Consider the following 20,002-nt stretch of genomic DNA (forward strand, 5'->3'; position numbering starts at 1 on the left):
ATTATTATGTCTAGAAGTTCCCCTCGCTTTCTTGAACAGCTTTTCTTTCAAGAAATACCAGAGGTATTCGATGGTTTGATCACCATAAAGAAAGCGGTACGTATTCCTGGGGAAAAGGCCAAGGTTGCCGTTGATTCCTATGATGATCGAATTGATCCCGTGGGTGCCTGTGTGGGTATGAAAGGGTCAAGAATACATGGTATAGTACGGGAGTTGGGTAATGAGAATATCGACGTTATCAACTGGACGAACAATCCACAATTATTGGTGACCAGGGCATTGAGTCCAGCAAGGGTTTCCTCTGTAAAATTAAACGACGAGAAAATGACCGCCCAAGTTTACCTAAGGCCAGAGGAAGTATCCAAGGCGATAGGCAGGGGAGGCCATAATATTCGATTGGCCGGGAAACTTACGGGTTATGAGATCGATGTATTCCGTGAAGGGGTTGAAGAAGATGTGGAATTAACGGAATTCTCTGATGAAATCGATGCTTGGATTATTGAGGAGTTCAAGAAAATAGGCATGGATACCGCACGGAGCGTATTGGAACAAGATATTGATGATCTTGTCAAAAGAACGGATTTGGAAGAAGAAACGATTGCAGAAGTGGTCCGTATACTTAAAGAAGAATTGGAAGATTAGCTATATTAGCAACTGTTATTAGCATAAGGAAGTAATATTTATGGCAGAAAATGCAACAATTAGACTTAATAAGGTTCTAAGGGAACTCAATATCTCTTTGGATAGGGCGGTAGATTTCCTAAGGTCGAAAGGGCATGAGGTTGACGCAAGACCCACCACAAAGATATCGGAGGAGGTACACCAGGTGTTATTGGACGAGTTCCAGACCGATATGAGTAAAAAGGTTGCCTCAAAGGAAGTTGGTGAGGAAAAACGCAAAGAAAAAGAAGCTATAAGATTACAACTTGAGCAAGAACAGGAAGATCGAAGATTGGCGCGCGAGAAAAGGGCAGAACCTGTTGAACGTGTATTAACGGGCAAGGTTGAACTTACTGGTCCAAAAACGGTCGGTAAGATCGATTTAGGCCCTAAGAAAAAGGCAAAGAGTGCGGTAGCTGAGAAGAAAGTAGCCGTTAAGGAAGAAGTCAAGGAAGAGGTTAAGGCAGAGCTAAAGAAAGAAGTCAAGGAAGAGGTTGTTCCCCCAGTGGTAGAAAAGGTGGAGACACCTAAAGAGGCCAAAGTTGAGGAGGTGAAACCTGCTGAAACTGAAGCGACTCCTGAAGAAGCGCCCAAGCGAGACGAAAAAATCGCCACGAAATACCAAAAACTCAGTGGCCCCAAAATCTTGGGAGATAAAATCGATTTAAGTCAGTTCAACAAACCCAAGAAGAAAAAAGAAGAGCCTAAAACTACTTCCGATAGTTCGGACAGGAAAAAAAGAAGAAAAAGAATTGTCAGTAGTCCGGGAAGTGGACAAGGACAGGGAGCTGCATCTAGAAGTGGCGGACCCGGAGCGAGAAAAGGCGGTAAGCGTTTCGCAACGGTGAACAAAGTTGAACCTTCGGAAGAAGACGTTCAAAAACAAGTAAGGGAAACCCTAGAGAAACTTCAAGGCAAATCCAAAAAAGGAAAAGGGGCCAAATATAGAAGGGATAAAAGAGATCAACATCGACAACAGACTGAAAAAGATCTAGAACAGCAAGAACTTGAGAGTAAGATTCTGAAGGTAACCGAGTTTGTTACGGCAAGTGAGGTAGCGACCATGATGAATGTGAGTACGACCGAGATTATTTCAGCCTGTATGGCATTGGGGATAATGGTGACGATGAACCAAAGATTGGATGCGGAAACCTTATCCATTGTTGCCGATGAATTTGGTTATGATGTCGAGTTCGTCACGGCGGATATTGAAGAGAGCATTTTGGAAGATGAAGATGCCCCGGAAGATTTGAAACCTAGGGCGCCGATTGTTACCGTAATGGGCCATGTTGACCACGGTAAGACGTCCTTGCTTGATAATATTCGTGAAGCGAATGTAATCGCAGGTGAAAGTGGTGGTATTACCCAGCACATTGGTGCTTATGGCGTGACACTTTCAGATGGACAAAGAATTACCTTCTTGGATACTCCTGGTCACGAAGCCTTTACGGCCATGCGTGCCCGTGGGGCCCAAATAACCGATATCGCGATTATTGTTGTGGCCGCTGATGATGATATTATGCCGCAGACAAAAGAAGCGATCAATCATGCCCAAGCAGCTGGTGTTCCCATTGTGTTTGCCATAAATAAAGTAGATAAGCCTACGGCAAATCCGGAAAAGATCAAGGAAGGGTTGGCACAAATGAACCTATTGGTCGAAGATTGGGGAGGCAAAATCCAATCCCATGATATTTCAGCCAAAACAGGCCTAGGCGTCAAGGAATTATTGGAAAAAGTACTCTTAGAAGCCGAACTATTGGAATTGAAGGCCAATCCAAACAAATTGGCTTCCGGTACCGTAGTAGAGGCATTTTTAGATAAAGGAAAAGGCTATGTATCAACCATATTGGTGCAGGCTGGGACCTTGAAAATCGGGGATTACGTTTTAGCAGGTACCTGTAGTGGTAAGGTAAAGGCAATGCACGATGAAAGAGGGAAGGAAATCAGTGAGGTAGGGCCTTCAAGACCCATATCAATACTCGGATTGGATGGAGCGCCACAGGCAGGGGATAAATTCAATGTGTTGGAAGATGAGCGTGAGGCCAAGCAAATCGCCACCAGAAGATCTCAATTGCAACGGGAGCAATCGGTTCGAACACAACGTCATATTACCCTCGATGAGATCGGAAGACGTATTGCCTTGGGCGACTTCAAGGAGTTGAACATTATACTTAAAGGTGATGTGGATGGATCCGTTGAGGCATTGACAGATTCGTTCCAGAAATTATCCACCGAAGAAATACAGGTAAATATCATACATAAAGGGGTTGGACCCATTACAGAGTCCGACGTTCTTCTTGCATCGGCTTCGGATGCGGTTATTATCGGATTCAACGTACGGCCGATGGGCAATGCGAGAATGGTGGCTGAAAAAGAAGAGATCGATATTCGCATGTACTCCATAATATATGATGCGATCAATGATTTGAAAGATGCCATGGAAGGTATGCTTTCTCCAGAAATGAAGGAAGAGATCACTGGTACCGCAGAAATTAGGGAAACATTCAAGATTTCAAAAATTGGAACCATTGCAGGGTGTATGGTCACCAATGGGAAAATATTCCGCAATTCCAATATTCGATTGATCAGGGATGGTGTGGTGATCTTTACAGGGGAGTTATCTTCATTGAAACGCTTCAAGGATGATGTAAAAGAGGTTGCCAAGGGATATGATTGTGGATTGCAAGTCAAGAACTATAACGATATCAAAGAGTTGGATATCGTAGAAGCTTTCCAAGAAGTTGCCGTGAAAAAGAAATTGAAATCGAGATAGGACATCATAGTGTCCAAACCAAAAAAATCGACTTTATTAGGTCGATTTTTTTGGTTTTAAGAGCATTGCATCAGGGTATTTTACCCGAACCTCGTTGAACTTTCGCTCCGCCTGTAGCTTGGTTTTAAAGCGTCCCAGCCGTACCCTATAGGTAGGGGAATCGAAATCTATTTTAGAGAATAGGTCAGGAAAATCGATTTCAACGTTTTCCTTAATACGCTGTGCTTGGGCGTAAGAACCAAAGCCAACCTGTATTCTATAATATTCATGGTTTTCATTGGAAGATTTGTAGATGTCCAACAAATCCTCGATCCTGTCATCCTGTTCAATACTTATCTTTCCCTGTTGGGCTTGACCTAAGGTAATCGAGAGTGTGATAATCACTATGGTGATCAATGATTTCATTTTGATATGATTGTAATATGTTTTCCTTTTCACAAATGTAATTTTTTATGGACTAATGAAAACTTTTGGCCTTTATTTAGAATAATTATAAATTATAATTATCAATACCTTAACATTTTGCAAATAAAGTCTAATCCGTATTTTTGCCGTCAATTCAGGTGCGGTTTCATTGAATGCGTTTGTCCTTTATATAGTAATAACCGTGCCAAAATTTCGATTGAAATATTCTATATATGAAAAAGGTAACATACCGCAATCAAATCTCTAGGGTCTTAGGTATCAGTCTAGTAGTTTTCCTACTTTTTTCCATTTCTATTTTTGCACAGGATGAAGCAGCAGCGCCTTCCTCCGGTGACCCTGCAAAGGGTAAGGCGCTCTTTAATCAGAATTGTGCGGCATGTCATGCATTGAATAGGAAAATGACCGGACCGGCCTTGGCGAATGTTGAATCTCGGCTAAGTGAGGATGAAGGTTTGGATCGGGAATGGATCTATGCGTGGATCAAGAACAGTTCGGGGATGATTAAATCGGGCGATGCCTATGCAAATAAGGTGTTTGCCGAGTATAACCAAATGCCGATGACTGCTTTTCCGACCTTGTCGAATACAGATATAGACGATATTTTGGCATATACGGCCGCTCCTCCCCCAGAACCTGTAGCCGTTGCGGATACCGCGGTGGCCGAAGAGGGTGCGGGTAATTCTTCAGGCATCACCAATGAATTGATATTGGGTGCTTTGGTTGTGGTTTTTGGACTTTTGGTCATGATGTTGTTTTTGGTGCAAAGAACCTTGAAGCGTATAGCCATTGCCAATGGTCTGGATTTGGAAAAAATGAAGGCAGATCAAGGTGTGCCTTTGTGGAAGGCATTTGCCCAGAATCAGTTTTTGGTTTTGGTTTCCGCTATTTTCCTACTTCTGGCGGGTGCCTATTTCGCGTATGGTTGGATGATGCAGATCGGTATTGATCAAGGATATACACCTATTCAACCAATTCACTACTCCCATAAAATTCATGCGGGTGACAATAAAATTGATTGTAATTACTGTCACTCTTCGGCAAGGGTCTCAAAACATTCCGGTATTCCCTCTTTGAATGTTTGTATGAATTGCCATAAATCAATTTACGAATACAAAGGGAATCCTGAAGGACCGTCAAAAGAAGATTTGGCCAATGGGTATACCAATGAATTCTACACAGGTGAAATAAAGAAATTATATCAGGCTGTAGGTTGGGATGAAGAAAATCAAAGCTATACAGGCGAAAGTCATCCGGTAGAATGGGTACGGATACATAATCTTCCTGATTTAGTCTATTTTAACCATTCGCAGCATGTTACCGTGGCAGGAATCGAATGTCAGACCTGTCATGGCCCTGTCGAAGAAATGGAAATCATGACCCAATTTTCACCGCTGACCATGGGTTGGTGTATCACTTGTCATAGGGACACCAATGTGAAGGTTGAGGGCAACGAATATTATGCGAAGATCCATGAAGAACTTTCCAAGAAATTTGGGGTTGAAGAACTTACTGCCGCCCAAATGGGTGGTTTGGAATGTGGAAAATGTCATTATTAATAATATATAGTAGTTAATTACAGATAGATCGTATGGCATCAAACAAAAAATATTGGAAAAACGAAGCGGAGTTAAATCCAAACGATTCCATTGTTGAGACGCTAAGACAGAACGAATTTGTTGAAGAAATTCCTGTTGACGAGTTTTTAGGGAATAAGGAGAATTTGTCTTCCACAAATACCAACCGAAGGGATTTTCTCAAATATGTTGGTTTTAGTACCGCTGCCGCATCCGTGGCTGCGTGCGAAGGACCGGTGCGAAAATCAATTCCGTATGTTGTTCAGCCAGAAAGTATTATTCCCGGCGTTGCAAACTACTATGCAACGACCATTGCCGACGGCTATGATTTTGCAAGCATCTTGGTTAAGACAAGGGAAGGTAGGCCCATAAAGATCGAGAACAATGGGGATGCCAAAATCAACGGGGGTGCAAACGCCCGTGTGCAGGGTTCCGTTTTGTCTTTGTATGATAGTACACGATTGCAAGGACCAATAAAGAATAATGAGCCTATAGAATGGAGCGTCCTTGATGCTGAGATGAAGGCGAAATTAAATACCTTAAAGGCATCCGGAAAGCAGATTGCCTTATTGACCCAGACCTATGCAAGTCCTTCGACTTCAAAGCTCATTGCGGAGTTCAAGGAGATGTATGGCACCGTGAACCATGTTGTTTATGATGCTATTTCTGAGGATGCGGCCTTATCGGCCTTTGAGGCAAGATATGGTGAAAGGGCTTTGGCTGATTATGACTTTGAGAAAGCGGATGTCATTGTTTCCTTTGGCGCCGATTTCCTTGCCGATTGGCAGGGAGGAGGATACGATAGTGGGTATTCAAGAGGTCGGGTTCCCAAGAATGGTAAAATGTCGAAACACATACAGTTCGAGGCCAATATGTCCTTGACTGGTGCCAACGCTGATAAACGTGTGCCATTGACGCCCATGCAGCAAAAAATCGCTTTGGCCCAATTGTATGCCAGATTGAACGGATCAACCACGAGTGGTGAGATTCCTGAATATGCACAACGCGCTATAGAAGGCGTTGTTGCTGATATAAACAAAGGTAAGAATGCCGCTGTGGTCGTGACCGGTTTGCAGGATTCAAATGCACAGGCGGTAGTTTTGGCCATTAATGACATGTTGGGTAGTAAGGCGTTCGATACCAAGGCGCCCAAGTATGTGCGACAAGGAAATAACGCTGGTTTGAAGACCTTGATTGCCGATATGAAAGGGGGTCGCGTCGGGGCTTTGATTATGGATGGGGTGAATCCTATGTATACGTTGCCCAATGCTGCTGATTTCGCAGAAGGACTAGGGAAAGTTGACTTGTCCGTTTCTTTTTCGACCAATTGGAACGAGACAACGGAACTGACCGATTATGCCGCAGCTGCGAACCACTATTTGGAATCTTGGGGTGATACCCAAATCAAGAAAGGTCATTTTAGCCTTGCACAGCCCACGATTAAGGAGCTTTTCGATACACGACAATTTCAAACGGCCTTGTTGCTTTGGATGGAAAGTGATAAAAGCTATTATGATTATTTAAAAGAAACTTGGGAGTCTGAGGTGTTGGCGGGAGCCGACTGGAATCAAGTAGTCCATGATGGCGTATTTATACCCAGCCCAACCTTGGAGGATAATTTGGCAGAAACCATGGCCACAACACTTGGTCTTGATGATAAGGCCTCTGCACTTACAATGGATATTTCCGCGGCCGTAAAAAAGCTTTCCAATGCAGTTAGCGGAGGGGGTATGGAGCTCGTTCTATATTCAAAGGTAGGTATGGGTGATGGTCGACAGGCAGGGAATCCCTGGTTACAGGAATTTCCCGACCCGATTTCAAGGGTAACCTGGGACAATTATGTGACCGTATCCAAAGGGGATGCCGATAATTTAGGATTGATCAACGAGCATGCCGCAAATGGTGGTTTGGATGGTAGCTACGCCAAAGTAACCGTAGGTGGGGTTACCTTGGATAAAGTTCCTGTTCTGATCCAGCCGGGTCAAGCTCCTGGATCTATAGGTATGGCACTGGGCTATGGCCGTCAGGTGGGTATGAAATCGGAGATGCAGACCGGGGTGAATGCCTATCCCTTGTATCAAGGATTCGACAATATACAGTCGGTGACTCTGGAGAAATCTACCGGGATGCATGAATTTGCATGTATCCAATTGCAAAATACACTCATGGGTAGAGGGGATATCATCAAGGAAACCACGTTAGAGATCTTCAACACAAAAGATCATGCGGAATGGAATGAGGTTCCCGTAGTGTCCTTGAACCATCAAGAGGTGCCAGCCACAACGGTTGATTTATGGGATAGTTTTGATCGTTCCATCGGTCATCACTTCAATATGTCCATTGATTTAAATGCCTGTACCGGTTGTGGTGCATGCGTAGTGGCATGTACGGCAGAGAACAATGTGCCCGTAGTTGGGAAAGAAGAAGTACGGCGTTCAAGGGATATGCATTGGTTGCGTATCGATCGTTACTATTCTTCAGAGGACAATTTTGAGGCCGATAATATTAAAAAGGATGAATTCGATGGCTTGTCCGGGGAAAAAGGTTCCTTAGGAGGCTTTGGTGAATTGGAGAATCCTGCAATGAACCCACAAGTAGCCTTTCAGCCCGTAATGTGCCAACATTGCAATCATGCCCCATGTGAGACGGTATGTCCTGTAGCGGCAACATCGCATGGTCGTCAAGGTCAAAATCAAATGGCATACAATAGATGTGTCGGTACCCGATATTGTGCGAATAACTGCCCGTATAAGGTTCGTAGGTTCAACTGGTTCTTATACAACAATAATGACGAGTTTGATTTTAACATGAATAATGATTTAGGGAAAATGGTCATCAATCCTGATGTTACCGTTAGATCCAGGGGTGTAATAGAAAAATGTTCTATGTGCATCCAGAAAACACAAAAGACTATTCTTGATGCCAAGCGTGATGGACGAGTGATCAAGGATGGTGAATTCCAAACAGCCTGTTCTATGGCGTGTAGTAATGGAGCAATAGTATTCGGTGATGTCAACGATAAGGAAAGTCGGATTGCAGAGTTGAAAGAGAGTAATCGCATGTACCATTTATTGGAACATGTGGGGACCAAACCAAATGTTTTCTATCACGTTAAAGTGAGAAATAACAACGAAGCGTAAAATTATTATTTAGCAAAGTAACTATAAAAGATTATGGCGTCGCATTACGAAGCACCTATACGAAGACCACTAGTACTTGGAGACAAAGGCTATCATGATGTAACAGTGGATATTGCCGCTCCGGTAGAGGGAAAGGCCAATAAGCAATGGTGGATTGTATTCTCCATAGCCTTGGCAGCATTCCTTTGGGGTATTGGTTGTATAATTTATACCATATCTACCGGTATTGGAACCTGGGGTTTGAATAAAACCGTAAACTGGGCTTGGGATATTACCAACTTTGTATGGTGGGTAGGTATCGGTCATGCAGGAACCTTGATATCAGCTGTTCTCTTGCTTTTTAGACAAAAATGGAGAATGGCGATCAACCGTTCTGCCGAGGCAATGACCATATTTTCGGTTATCCAGGCAGGGTTGTTCCCGATCATACATATGGGGCGTCCTTGGTTGGCCTATTGGGTGTTGCCCATACCTAACCAATTCGGTTCCTTATGGGTGAACTTCAACTCACCATTACTTTGGGACGTTTTTGCGATTTCGACCTATCTCTCTGTGTCATTGGTGTTCTGGTGGACAGGTTTGTTGCCTGATTTTGCGATGATTCGCGACAGGGCCGTTCTTCCTTTTCAAAAGAAAATATATGGCTTATTAAGCTTTGGCTGGACAGGTCGTGCGAAAGATTGGCAACGTTTTGAAGAGGTTTCATTGGTTTTGGCCGGTTTGGCCACTCCCTTGGTACTTTCGGTCCATACGATCGTATCCTTTGACTTTGCCACCTCGGTGATTCCAGGATGGCATACGACCATATTCCCTCCTTATTTTGTGGCAGGAGCGGTATTCTCAGGATTCGCAATGGTAAATACCTTGTTGATCATTATGAGAAAGGTAAGTGGTCTTGAAGCCTATATCACGGTACAGCATATCGAGCTTATGAATATCGTAATCATGATCACAGGTTCTATCGTAGGCTGCGCCTATATTACGGAGTTGTTCATGGCATGGTATTCGGGCGTTGAATATGAACAATATGCCTTCTTGAATAGGGCTACCGGACCTTATTGGTGGGCTTATTGGGCAATGATGAGCTGTAACGTTTTCTCTCCACAGTTTATGTGGTTCAAAAAGTTGCGTACCAGTATCATGTTCTCTTTCTTTATCTCGATTATTGTGAATATCGGGATGTGGTTCGAAAGATTTGTGATTATAGTTACTTCCTTGCATAGGGATTATCTACCTTCATCATGGAGTATGTTCTCACCAACATTTATCGATATAGGAACGTTTATTGGGACCATCGGTTTCTTCTTTGTATTGTTCTTGTTGTATGCAAGGACATTCCCAGTGATTGCCCAGGCTGAAGTCAAAACGATTTTGAAATCATCGGGTGAGAAATACAAAAAATTAAGGGAAGCAGGTAAACCTTTATATCAAATTAGCGCGAATACGATGATCAAGGAAACGGTTAAGCCCGCACCTGAAGTTGTCAAAGAGGCTCCTAAAGATACCCAGGGAGACGTTTCTAGCTTATTGGATTCCATTGGTACCTTTGATGCTACCAAAGAAAAGGCAGATGATCTTAAGAAGGTTAAGGGTATTGGACCGAAAATGGAAAAAACCCTGAATCAAATAGGCATCTTTACATTCGCCCAAGTGAGTCGAATGACCAATAAGGAATACAATCTATTGGACTCCATAACAGGATCATTTCCTGGAAGGGCACAACGCGATGATTGGGCGGGTCAAGCAAAAGAATTAAATAACAAGTAATACGATATGGCATCTAAAGTTATACATGCATACTACAATGATGACGACGTGCTGATGCATGCGGTCAAAAAGGTGAAAGACGCCAAACATCATATAGAGGAGGTTTATTGCCCTTTTCCAGTGCATGGCCTTGATAAAGCCATGGGTCTGGCACCCACTCGAATAGCCATCACCTCATTTATATATGGGTGTGTAGGTCTCATTGTATCGATAGTGATGATGAACTATATCATGATCGAGGACTGGCCACAGGATATTGGGGGCAAGCCCAGTTTCAGCTATATTGAGAATATGCCGGCTTTCGTGCCTATTATGTTTGAATTAACGGTGTTCTTTGCAGCCCATTTAATGGTAATCACGTTCTACCTTAGAAGTAGATTATGGCCGTTCAAAAAGGCGGAAAATCCGGATGTAAGAACTACCGACGACCATTTTGTAATGGAGTTGGCCATACATGATAACGAAAAAGAATTAAAGAACCTATTGATGGGTACCGGTGCGGTCGAAATCAATGTTTCAGAAAAGTAGTCATAAGATGATGAACAATATTAGTAAAGTCGGAATTGCATTTGTGCTGGTACTGCTAGTGGTATCTTGTGCTGATAAAAGCAGACCTAATTATCAGTATATGCCCAATATGTATGAGCCGGTAGGTTATGAGACCTATCAAGGGTTCAATGAGGAAGAATCCACGAGGATCGCCTTGTTCAAAGGTGTTTCAGAAGCCATGTTGCCGGCAGAGCATACGATCCCAAGAGGGTGGATGCCTTATGACCTGGAAAATACCATCGAGGGCAAAGAACTCTCGAGGCTAAAGACCAGTCCATTGGATTCGCTGAATAATGAGGCGAATCTGGCCAAGGGCAAGGTACTTTTCGATATCTATTGCGCACTTTGTCACGGAACAAAAGGAGATGGCCAAGGAACGTTGGTCAAAAGGGAAAAAATCCTTGGCGTTCCCAGTTATGCCGATGTAGCGCGAAATGTTACCGTAGGGAGCACCTACCATGTGATTTATTATGGTTTGAATTCAATGGGCTCCTATGCCGTGCAATTGAACCATGAAGAGCGTTGGCAAGTAGCCGAGTACGTAATGAAATTGAAAGAGGATTTATAAAATAATACATAGTTTAAGATATGTACACGTTTTCAAGCAGATTAAAAATGGCTTCCTTCATCTTGATGATAGTGGGGTTACTAGGTATCGGAATTGGTTTTATGTCGGCCCCCAGCACCGTTGAGGAGGCCAAGGCCATGGTCGCCAGTCACGATGAGGGTCATGGTGATACACAAACGGCAGATGCCTCGCATGCTGCTGCAGATGGCCATGGTGAAGCGCATGCTGAAGGCCACGATGCCGCCCACGATGAACATGTGTTGCATCAATTACAGAATAAACCATGGGCGGCTTTGTACGTCGCTGCTTTTTTCTTCTTTATGATTGCCTTGGGCGCCTTGGCATTTTATGCAGTGCAAAGGGCATCCCAGGCTGGCTGGGCTCCCTTATTGTTTCGTGTCATGGAAGGAATTACCTCGTATTTGGTACCTGGTGGGATTATAGTATTTGTTATTTTGGTGCTTTCTGTGCTTCATATGAATCATTTATTTGTTTGGATGGATCCCGAAGTGGTGGCACATGACAAATTGCTACAAGGTAAGGCCGGTTATTTGAATCCGACTTTTTTCTTGATTCGTGCGGCGGTGTTCTTGGGAGGATGGATTTTGTATAGGGAATATTCCAGAAAACTATCCTTAAAACAGGATGCCTCGGATGATAACTCCAACTTTAAATTGAATTTTAGGATTTCTGCAGGTTTTTTGGTTTTCTATTTGATCACGGAATCGATGATGTCATGGGATTGGATTATGAGTGTTGATCCACACTGGTTCAGCACATTGTTCGGTTGGTATGTGTTTGCGAGTATGTTCGTATCAGGAATAACGGTCATCGCCATGGTGACGATTTATTTGAAGTCAAAGGATTACTTGCCCGATGTAAACGATAGCCATATCCATGATTTGGCAAAATTCATGTTCGGTATGAGTATTTTCTGGACCTATCTTTGGTTCTCCCAGTTCATGCTTTATTGGTATTCGAACATACCGGAAGAAGTCACTTATTTTTTTACCCGTATTCAGGACTTTAAGCTTCCTTTCTTTGGTATGGTAGTGATGAACTTTGTATTGCCGTTATTATTATTGATGAACAGTGATTATAAAAGAATCAACTGGTTTGTTATCCTAACGGGAATTGTTATTTTGGCAGGTCATTATATGGATATCTTCATTATGATCATGCCATCTACAGTAGGTGATCAATGGTCCATTGGGATCCCTGAGATTGGCGCTGTGCTGTTCTTTGCTGGATTGTTTGTTTTTTGGGTCTTCAGGGCATTGACGAAGGCACCTCTACAACCAAAACGCAACCCGTTTATCGAAGAGAGTAAACATTTTCATTATTAATTTAAGGTACCGCATCCCACGCTCCCATGAACTTATTGTGGTGACGTGCGGATGGTTTGTATTTTCCCAACTTTGGAAGGGTTTTCCTCGAGGATAGTGGGTTTCAGTTTTTTTTATTAAGTTTAGCGAAATTTTAAATAATACAATGACGACATTTTTTATTTTAGCCGTTTTGGTGATGGTGGCAATTGCGATATGGCAAATGACCAAGATTTTTGAATTGTCCCAAATTAAGACCGTTGATTCCCAAATAGCCAATGACATGGATAATAAATACAACGGTTATTTATTGTTTGTTTTTTTGATTTTTATTTATGGGATAACCATTTTCAGTTTTGCGAAATATGGCAAGATGCTATTGCCCGTAGCGGCCTCTGAACATGGCGCTGAATATGATAGTTTAATGCTTGTTTCGATGGCGATTATTTTTTTCGTTCAGACCATTACCCAAGCGTTACTGCATTATTTTGGATATCGATACAGAGGTCAAAAGGGGCAGAAGGCACTTTTCTATGCGGATAATGATCGCTTGGAATTTATTTGGACGATCATCCCTGTAATCGTTTTGGCAGGATTGATCCTTTGGGGCTTATATACGTGGACCAGTATAATGGATATCAACGATGACGATGACCCCATTGTGGTGGAACTATATGCGCAACAATTCAATTGGACGGCCAGATATGCTGGTGCCGATAATGTTTTGGGCGGGGCCAATGTTAGAATGATCGATATTGATAAAGCTAATATCTTGGGAGTCGATGAATCGGACAGCTATGCCATGGATGATATCATTGTAAAGGAATTACACTTGCCAGTCGGAAGAAAGGTGAACTTTAAAATGCGCTCACAAGACGTTTTGCATTCGGCCTATATGCCACATTTTAGGGCACAGATGAACTGTGTTCCCGGAATGACCACCCAGTTTTCCTTTACTCCAACCATCACCACTGCAGATATGAGGAATGATCCCGATGTTAAGGCCAAGGTAGAAAGAACCAATATCTTACGTGCTGAGAAAGCCGCAGCAGGGATTGAAAATTCTGACCCTTGGGAGTTTGACTATATTTTGCTATGTAATAAGATTTGCGGAAAATCGCATTATAATATGCAAATGAAGATTATTGTGGAAGAGGAGGAAGCATACAATAAATGGCTTTCAGAACAGCAAACCTTTTCTCAGACAATGGCATCAGTTCAATAAAATTTAGTTAAAAAATAAAAAAGAAATAGTTATGTCGGCCACAGCACATGCACATATTGAAGACCATGTTGATGATCATATGCATCATCACAAGGAGACCTTTGTGACCAAATATATTTTTAGCCAAGACCATAAAATGATTTCAAAGCAGTATTTGATTACTGGGTTGATTATGGGTTTTATCGGTATCGCTATGTCCTTATTGTTTAGGATGCAACTGGCTTGGCCAGGTCAATCGTTTCCCATTTTCGAGGCGTTGCTTGGCGATTGGGCACCCAATGGGGTAATGGATGCCGATATTTATTTGGCATTGGTGACCATTCATGGTACCATAATGGTCTTTTTTGTACTTACCGCTGGGTTGAGTGGTACCTTTAGTAATTTACTTATTCCATTGCAGATCGGAGCTCGTGATATGGCCTCAGGTTTTTTGAATATGGTTTCGTACTGGCTCTTCTTTTTGTCATCCGTGATCATGATTTCCTCCCTCTTTGTCGAGGCGGGGCCTGCATCTGCCGGATGGACGATTTATCCTCCGTTGAGTGCATTGCCCATGGCACAATCGGGATCGGGGATGGGTATGACCTTGTGGTTGGTATCTATGGCTATTTTTATAGCCTCATCGCTTTTGGGTTCCTTGAACTATATTGTTACCGTAATCAATTTGCGGACCAAGGGAATGTCTATGACCAGGTTGCCTCTGACCATTTGGGCATTTTTCATCACGGCCATCATCGGTGTGGTGTCATTCCCTGTGCTCTTATCGGCTGCCTTATTGTTGATAATGGATAGAAGTTTTGGTACTTCTTTCTTCCTGTCCGATATCTTTATACAAGGTGAGGTATTGCATTACCAAGGAGGGTCACCCGTATTGTACGAACACTTGTTCTGGTTTTTGGGCCATCCTGAAGTATATATCGTTTTATTGCCAGCATTGGGTATAACCTCAGAAGTTATGTCGACCAATGCGCGGAAGCCTATTTTTGGGTATCGGGCTATGATTGCATCCATCATCGCAATTGCGTTCTTATCAACCATTGTATGGGGGCACCATATGTTCATTTCAGGGATGAACCCCTTCTTGGGATCGGTATTTACCTTTACTACCTTATTGATTGCCATACCATCTGCAGTCAAAGCATTCAATTATATAACGACACTCTGGAAAGGGAACCTGCAATTGAACCCGGCCATGTTGTTTTCTATTGGCTTGGTATCGACCTTTATCACCGGAGGCCTTACAGGTATCATCTTAGGGGATAGCACCTTGGATATCAATGTGCATGATACCTATTTCGTCATAGCCCACTTCCATCTGGTAATGGGTATTTCAGCGCTATATGGGTTATTTGCTGGGGTGTACCATTGGTTCCCTAAAATGTTCGAAGGCAAAATGATGAACAAGAACTTGGGGTACGTTCATTTTTGGATTACGGCTATCTGTGCCTATGGGGTATTCTTCCCCATGCATTTTGTAGGTATGGCCGGTGTCCCCAGACGTTATTATGAGAACACAGCATTTCCCATGTTCGATGAACTGACAGATGTACAAGTGCTGATGACCGTCTTCGCTTTAGTTGCTGGTCTTGCACAGTTGGTTTTCTTGGGCAACTTTATTTATAGCATGTTCTACGGAAAGAAAGGGCCTCAAAACCCTTGGAAATCCAATACATTGGAGTGGACAACGCCCCAAGAGCATATACACGGAAACTGGCCAGGGGCCATACCCCATGTACATCGTTGGGCCTATGATTATAGTAAAACCGCTGAAGATGGTGAATATATAATTCCGGGACAGGATTTTATTCCACAGAATACCCCTTTGTTCGAAAATGAAGAGGAAGAGAACCATTAGATTTTAGACGTGAAAGACTAAAAAATGCCCAACTTAATGAGTTGGGCATTTTTTTTGATGGAGTCACATAAGTTGATTTATCTTTTTTGTAATATATTTAATCAAAATAAGGGGGTATCATGTAAGGTATATGGACCTTTTATTTACTAGAACACATCCTTAATAATGAAAAATAGTTTTCTCCTTATCGCACTCTTGGTTTGTTTTCAATCCTATGCCCAAAGAAAACCTAAGATAAAGGGTAATAAAAATGTAATTGAAGTGCGGGAAGAATTACCTTCTTTTAAGGCAATTGAATTGGTTGATGATTTGGAATTGGTGCTGCAAAAAGGGACTTCTGAAGGGTATACGTTACTTGCGGACGATAACTTGATCGATGTATTGAAATTCAAGGTAGTGGATAGCACATTGGTCATAAGTTCGTTCTATAAAATAACATCCAAAAAGAAACTAGAAATTACAATAAGTTACAATGAGCTTGAGGCGATTACCATGCGGGATGGTAAAATTAATATGAAGGATGTTATCTCTTCAGACCTTTTTCTTGTGAACACCTATGGGGCTTCAAGGTTGGAATTGAATGCTACGGCCCCTATAATACAAATAAATATGGAAGGCATGAGTTCTGGGGATTTTAATTTGGCCAGCGATTCATTGAATATTTCCCTGAAAGACAGGGTAGACGCCCGTGTATACGCGGTTGGTGTTTCCAACAACATACAAATGTATAAAAATGCCAGTGCTAAAATGGAGGGGACGGCTGATGCACTCACTGTGGAACTTTTCGAAAGTTCAAACTTAAAGGCCGATAAAATGGAAGCTGTAAAAGTGGATGCATATCTAGAAGGTTCCTCAGATGCAGGGCTCAATGCCATTCAATATCTTACGTTATCTGCAAGAGGTTCCTCAAAAACCCATCTCTATGGCAATCCGGAAATCACCATACGGGAATTTCTGGATACGTCACAATTGCACAAAGAAAAAGAGTGATTCCGGGATGTGTATTCTGATTGTCCCTAGTGTATTGCATCAAAAAAAAATCCCCATTGCTTTTGGCAACGGGGATTTATCTTTAATTAAGGTATTGGTTAGGATTGTAAAGCGCCGGCTTTTGGTCCTGCATTTACAATCTCGGGATTTACGTTCGCTTCAAACTTCTTGAAGTTTTCATTGAAGAGATTGATAAGCTTCAATTTGGTTTTCTCAAATTTCGCTTTGTCTTCCCATGTATTTCTAGGAATCAAAACTTCTGAAGGTACGTTAGGACAGCTTGTAGGGATTTGGAATCCAAATTCCTCATCCTGTACGAATTCAGCGTTGTCAAAATCGTGGTTATGAATAGCATCTACCATGGCTCTTGTATATTTCAACTTCATCCTTGATCCAGTACCGGTCCAACCTGTATTGATCAACCATGCTTTTGCTTTATGGTTTTTGATTTTCTCTGCTAATAATTCAGCATATTTGTTAGGATGCCACATCATAAAAGCAGCACCAAAACAAGCACTGAATGTAGCTGTTGGTTCTGTAATGCCCATTTCAGTACCCGCCATCTTCGCAGTATAACCAGAGATGAAGTGATAACTCGCTTGTTCAGGGGTTAATTTACTGACGGGAGGCAAGACACCAAAAGCATCACAGGTAAGGAAAATGATATTTTCAGGATGACCGGCAACACAAGGTATCTGTACATTATCTATAAAGTTGATCGGATAGGAAGCCCTAGTATTTTCGGTTATAGAGATATCCTTATAATCAACTTTTCTTGTGTCTTTGTCATAAACCACATTTTCCAAAACGGTACCAAATCGAATGGCGTTGAAAATGTCAGGTTCGTTCTCTGGAGTTAAGTCTATCGCTTTTGCATAGCAGCCGCCTTCTATATTAAAAGTACCATCATCGGTCCAACAATGCTCATCGTCACCGATCAATCTACGTTTTGGATCAGCACTTAAGGTAGTTTTTCCAGTTCCAGAAAGGCCGAAAAGAATCGATACATCATCTTTCTCGCCTACATTGGCAGAACAGTGCATAGGAAGTACTCCTTTTAAAGGCATTAGGTAATTCATTACACCAAAGATTCCTTTTTTCATTTCGCCCGCATATTCAGAACCTAAGATTACAATCTCCTTGCGTTCTAGGTTAACATCGATACTCGTTTTGGATGTCATTTCTGAAGTGTAACGGTTCGCTGGGAACTGACCTGCATTCAAAATAACGTAATCAGGTTCTCCAAAGTTTGCCAATTCTTCCTTGGTTGGCATGATAAGCATATTCTGCATAAATAATGCATGGTATGCACGGGTACAGATGATTCTGGTTTTGATTCTATATTTTGGATCCCATCCTGCATAAGCATCTACTACAAATAGATGTTCGCGGGTGTTCAAATAATCAAGGGCACGTTCATGGTTGACCATATAAGTGTGTTCATCCAACCCTATATTTACCTTACCCCAATCAACGTTTTTTTCCGATTCAGGATTGCGAACTATTCTTTTATCTTTTGGGCTTCGACCTGTTTTTTCACCAGAGTAGGTCATAAGTGCGCCTACATCTGAAATTGCGGTACCTTTCTCCAAACGAAGACCTAATTCATAAAGAACAGGTACACTGCTGTTCCTATAAATAACTTCGGTTTCAATTCCGTATTTTTTTAGATTGAAAGTTGCTGACATTGTTTTCTGCTTTTTAAATGGTTGTTAAATTATATTCTTAAATTCTCGGCAAAGATCGCCAAAAATCAACGAATAAAAACTGACAAAAGTCATAATTATTTGAAGATAACCAACTATATCGATATTGGAGGGGTTACTTTTACGATTTTAACATTTGATTTTCATTATCTTTGTTTGAGAAGCGCATTTTTGTGGATTTATGACAAAAATAGGTCTCAAAGTTACACCCTGAACTTAGGCCGTCACTATCGGAATAGGTTATAACACGCTAGGCATATTATGAACGAGTTCTTAGATCCCACCACAGGAAATTTCTCGCCTGAGGAAATCGATATTGAAAGGGCACTGCGACCTATTACCTTTGATGATTTCACTGGGCAGGAACAGGTACTTGAAAATCTTAAGGTTTTTGTTGAGGCCGCCAACCAAAGAAATGAAGCCTTAGATCACACCTTGTTCCATGGGCCCCCTGGCCTAGGGAAAACCACCTTGGCGCATATCCTAGCCAATGAATTGGGGGTGGGTATCAAGATCACCTCTGGCCCTGTCTTGGATAAACCGGGGGATTTGGCCGGTCTTTTGACCAACCTTCAGGAAAGGGATGTGCTTTTTATTGATGAAATCCATAGGCTGAGCCCTGTTGTCGAGGAATATCTTTATTCTGCCATGGAAGATTATAAGATCGATATCATGATAGAGACGGGACCAAACGCGAGGTCGGTCCAGATCAATCTGAATCCATTTACCTTAATCGGGGCTACAACCCGCTCTGGTTTACTAACGTCCCCTATGCGGGCCCGTTTTGGTATTCAGAGTAGATTACAATACTATTCCACGGAGTTATTGTCAACGATAGTTGAACGCAGTGCTGAAATCCTAAAAGTATCCATAACACAAGAAGCGGCCATTGAGATAGCAGGCCGCAGTAGGGGAACGCCAAGAATATGCAATGCCTTGTTGCGAAGGGTTCGGGATTTTGCCCAAATCAAGGGCAATGGGAATATCGATATGGAAATTTCGCGCTTCAGTCTTAAGGCACTGCATGTTGATGCGCATGGGTTAGATGAAATGGACAATAAAATATTGACTACGATAATCGATAAGTTCAAGGGTGGGCCCGTTGGGATTAGCACGTTGGCGACTGCAGTTTCTGAGAGTGGCGAGACCATTGAAGAAGTGTATGAACCTTTTTTGATCCAACAAGGTTTTATTATGCGCACGCCACGTGGTCGGGAAGTGACCGAGTTGGCCTATAAGCATTTGGGGAGGGTCAAAGGCGGTGACCAACCAGGGCTTTTTTGAAAAAGGGCACTGTGGTTTTATTCAGGCTAAAGGAACCTAGACAAGTAATTGCTAAAAGCTTATAAACAGGTACTTAGCCATGGGTCTTATTGCCGCAAAGATTTAGAATCAAATACAATGAAAGTTTCCTTATTCTGTGGTATCCAGGCCAATGAAAGAG

At 42.3% G+C, this 20,002-nt stretch carries 14 protein-coding genes; 12 read left to right on the top strand and 2 right to left on the bottom strand.

The annotated features are described in order from the left end of the window. Window positions 1–642, top strand: a 642-nt coding sequence (gene nusA, locus WBM98_RS17185) for a transcription termination/antitermination protein NusA (protein WP_424367247.1), incomplete at its 5' end; no start/stop codon positions are given. A gap of 40 nt (window positions 643–682) precedes the next feature. Beyond that, window positions 683–3,433, top strand: coding sequence for a translation initiation factor IF-2 (gene infB / locus WBM98_RS17190; protein ID WP_424367248.1), 2,751 nt, complete (start codon window positions 683–685; stop codon window positions 3,431–3,433). 36 nt (window positions 3,434–3,469) lie between these two features. Here the strand turns inward: infB and WBM98_RS17195 are convergent, their stop codons facing one another. Continuing rightward, entirely contained in the window at window positions 3,470–3,871 is a 402-nt protein-coding gene (locus WBM98_RS17195; protein WP_424367249.1) for an SPOR domain-containing protein, read from the bottom strand. A 200-nt stretch (window positions 3,872–4,071) separates the two neighbouring features. Between WBM98_RS17195 and WBM98_RS17200 the strand changes: the two genes are divergently transcribed. From WBM98_RS17200 to WBM98_RS17240, 9 genes are all read left to right on the top strand, one after another. Beyond that, the gene (locus WBM98_RS17200; protein ID WP_424367250.1) at window positions 4,072–5,415 is read left to right on the top strand and encodes a cytochrome c3 family protein; all 1,344 of its coding nucleotides are present in this window, start codon (window positions 4,072–4,074) and stop codon (window positions 5,413–5,415) included. A 32-nt stretch (window positions 5,416–5,447) separates the two neighbouring features. Then, complete coding sequence (locus WBM98_RS17205; protein ID WP_424367251.1) at window positions 5,448–8,573, top strand: TAT-variant-translocated molybdopterin oxidoreductase; 3,126 nt, start codon at window positions 5,448–5,450, stop codon at window positions 8,571–8,573. A 33-nt stretch (window positions 8,574–8,606) separates the two neighbouring features. After that, window positions 8,607–10,340: an NrfD/PsrC family molybdoenzyme membrane anchor subunit gene (gene nrfD / locus WBM98_RS17210; RefSeq protein WP_424367252.1), complete on the top strand. Its 1,734-nt coding sequence runs from the start codon at window positions 8,607–8,609 to the stop codon at window positions 10,338–10,340. A 6-nt stretch (window positions 10,341–10,346) separates the two neighbouring features. Beyond that, window positions 10,347–10,868, top strand: coding sequence for a DUF3341 domain-containing protein (locus WBM98_RS17215; RefSeq protein ID WP_424367253.1), 522 nt, complete (start codon window positions 10,347–10,349; stop codon window positions 10,866–10,868). Between the two features lie 10 nt (window positions 10,869–10,878). Then, complete coding sequence (locus tag WBM98_RS17220; protein ID WP_424367270.1) at window positions 10,879–11,457, top strand: c-type cytochrome; 579 nt, start codon at window positions 10,879–10,881, stop codon at window positions 11,455–11,457. A 20-nt stretch (window positions 11,458–11,477) separates the two neighbouring features. After that, complete coding sequence (locus WBM98_RS17225; protein WP_424367254.1) at window positions 11,478–12,803, top strand: quinol:cytochrome C oxidoreductase; 1,326 nt, start codon at window positions 11,478–11,480, stop codon at window positions 12,801–12,803. 145 nt (window positions 12,804–12,948) lie between these two features. Next, window positions 12,949–14,007 carry a cytochrome c oxidase subunit II gene (locus WBM98_RS17230; protein WP_424367255.1) on the top strand — a complete coding sequence of 353 codons (1,059 nt, stop codon included), beginning with the start codon at window positions 12,949–12,951 and terminating at the stop codon, window positions 14,005–14,007. Between the two features lie 31 nt (window positions 14,008–14,038). Next, the gene (locus WBM98_RS17235; RefSeq protein WP_424367256.1) at window positions 14,039–15,862 is read left to right on the top strand and encodes a cytochrome c oxidase subunit I; all 1,824 of its coding nucleotides are present in this window, start codon (window positions 14,039–14,041) and stop codon (window positions 15,860–15,862) included. 165 nt (window positions 15,863–16,027) lie between these two features. Continuing rightward, complete coding sequence (locus tag WBM98_RS17240; protein WP_424367257.1) at window positions 16,028–16,852, top strand: GIN domain-containing protein; 825 nt, start codon at window positions 16,028–16,030, stop codon at window positions 16,850–16,852. Window positions 16,853–16,950: 98 nt separating this feature from the next. Here WBM98_RS17240 and pckA read toward each other — a convergent pair whose 3' ends face one another. Next, on the bottom strand, window positions 16,951–18,540 hold the full coding sequence (pckA, locus tag WBM98_RS17245) for a phosphoenolpyruvate carboxykinase (ATP) (RefSeq protein WP_424367258.1): 1,590 nt from the start codon (window positions 18,538–18,540) through the stop codon (window positions 16,951–16,953). 279 nt (window positions 18,541–18,819) lie between these two features. Between pckA and ruvB the strand changes: the two genes are divergently transcribed. Next, window positions 18,820–19,842: a Holliday junction branch migration DNA helicase RuvB gene (ruvB, locus tag WBM98_RS17250; RefSeq protein ID WP_424367259.1), complete on the top strand. Its 1,023-nt coding sequence runs from the start codon at window positions 18,820–18,822 to the stop codon at window positions 19,840–19,842. Window positions 19,843–20,002 lie beyond the last annotated feature (160 nt).

Origin of the sequence: Maribacter sp. (assembly GCF_049667165.1) — a bacterium.
Lineage (GTDB): Bacteria > Bacteroidota > Bacteroidia > Flavobacteriales > Flavobacteriaceae > Maribacter_A.

Bases quoted from the DNA above. Each gene is read 5' to 3' on its own strand.
- infB (WP_424367248.1), top strand. From the start codon at position 683: ATGGCAGAAAATGCAACAATTAGACTTAATAAGGTTCTAAGGGAACTC.
- WBM98_RS17200 (WP_424367250.1), top strand. From the start codon at position 4,072: ATGAAAAAGGTAACATACCGCAATCAAATCTCTAGGGTCTTAGGTATC.
- WBM98_RS17205 (WP_424367251.1), top strand. From the start codon at position 5,448: ATGGCATCAAACAAAAAATATTGGAAAAACGAAGCGGAGTTAAATCCA.
- nrfD (WP_424367252.1), top strand. From the start codon at position 8,607: ATGGCGTCGCATTACGAAGCACCTATACGAAGACCACTAGTACTTGGA.
- WBM98_RS17215 (WP_424367253.1), top strand. From the start codon at position 10,347: ATGGCATCTAAAGTTATACATGCATACTACAATGATGACGACGTGCTG.
- WBM98_RS17220 (WP_424367270.1), top strand. From the start codon at position 10,879: ATGAACAATATTAGTAAAGTCGGAATTGCATTTGTGCTGGTACTGCTA.
- WBM98_RS17225 (WP_424367254.1), top strand. From the start codon at position 11,478: ATGTACACGTTTTCAAGCAGATTAAAAATGGCTTCCTTCATCTTGATG.
- WBM98_RS17230 (WP_424367255.1), top strand. From the start codon at position 12,949: ATGACGACATTTTTTATTTTAGCCGTTTTGGTGATGGTGGCAATTGCG.
- WBM98_RS17235 (WP_424367256.1), top strand. From the start codon at position 14,039: ATGTCGGCCACAGCACATGCACATATTGAAGACCATGTTGATGATCAT.
- WBM98_RS17240 (WP_424367257.1), top strand. From the start codon at position 16,028: ATGAAAAATAGTTTTCTCCTTATCGCACTCTTGGTTTGTTTTCAATCC.
- pckA (WP_424367258.1), bottom strand. From the start codon at position 18,540: ATGTCAGCAACTTTCAATCTAAAAAAATACGGAATTGAAACCGAAGTT.
- ruvB (WP_424367259.1), top strand. From the start codon at position 18,820: ATGAACGAGTTCTTAGATCCCACCACAGGAAATTTCTCGCCTGAGGAA.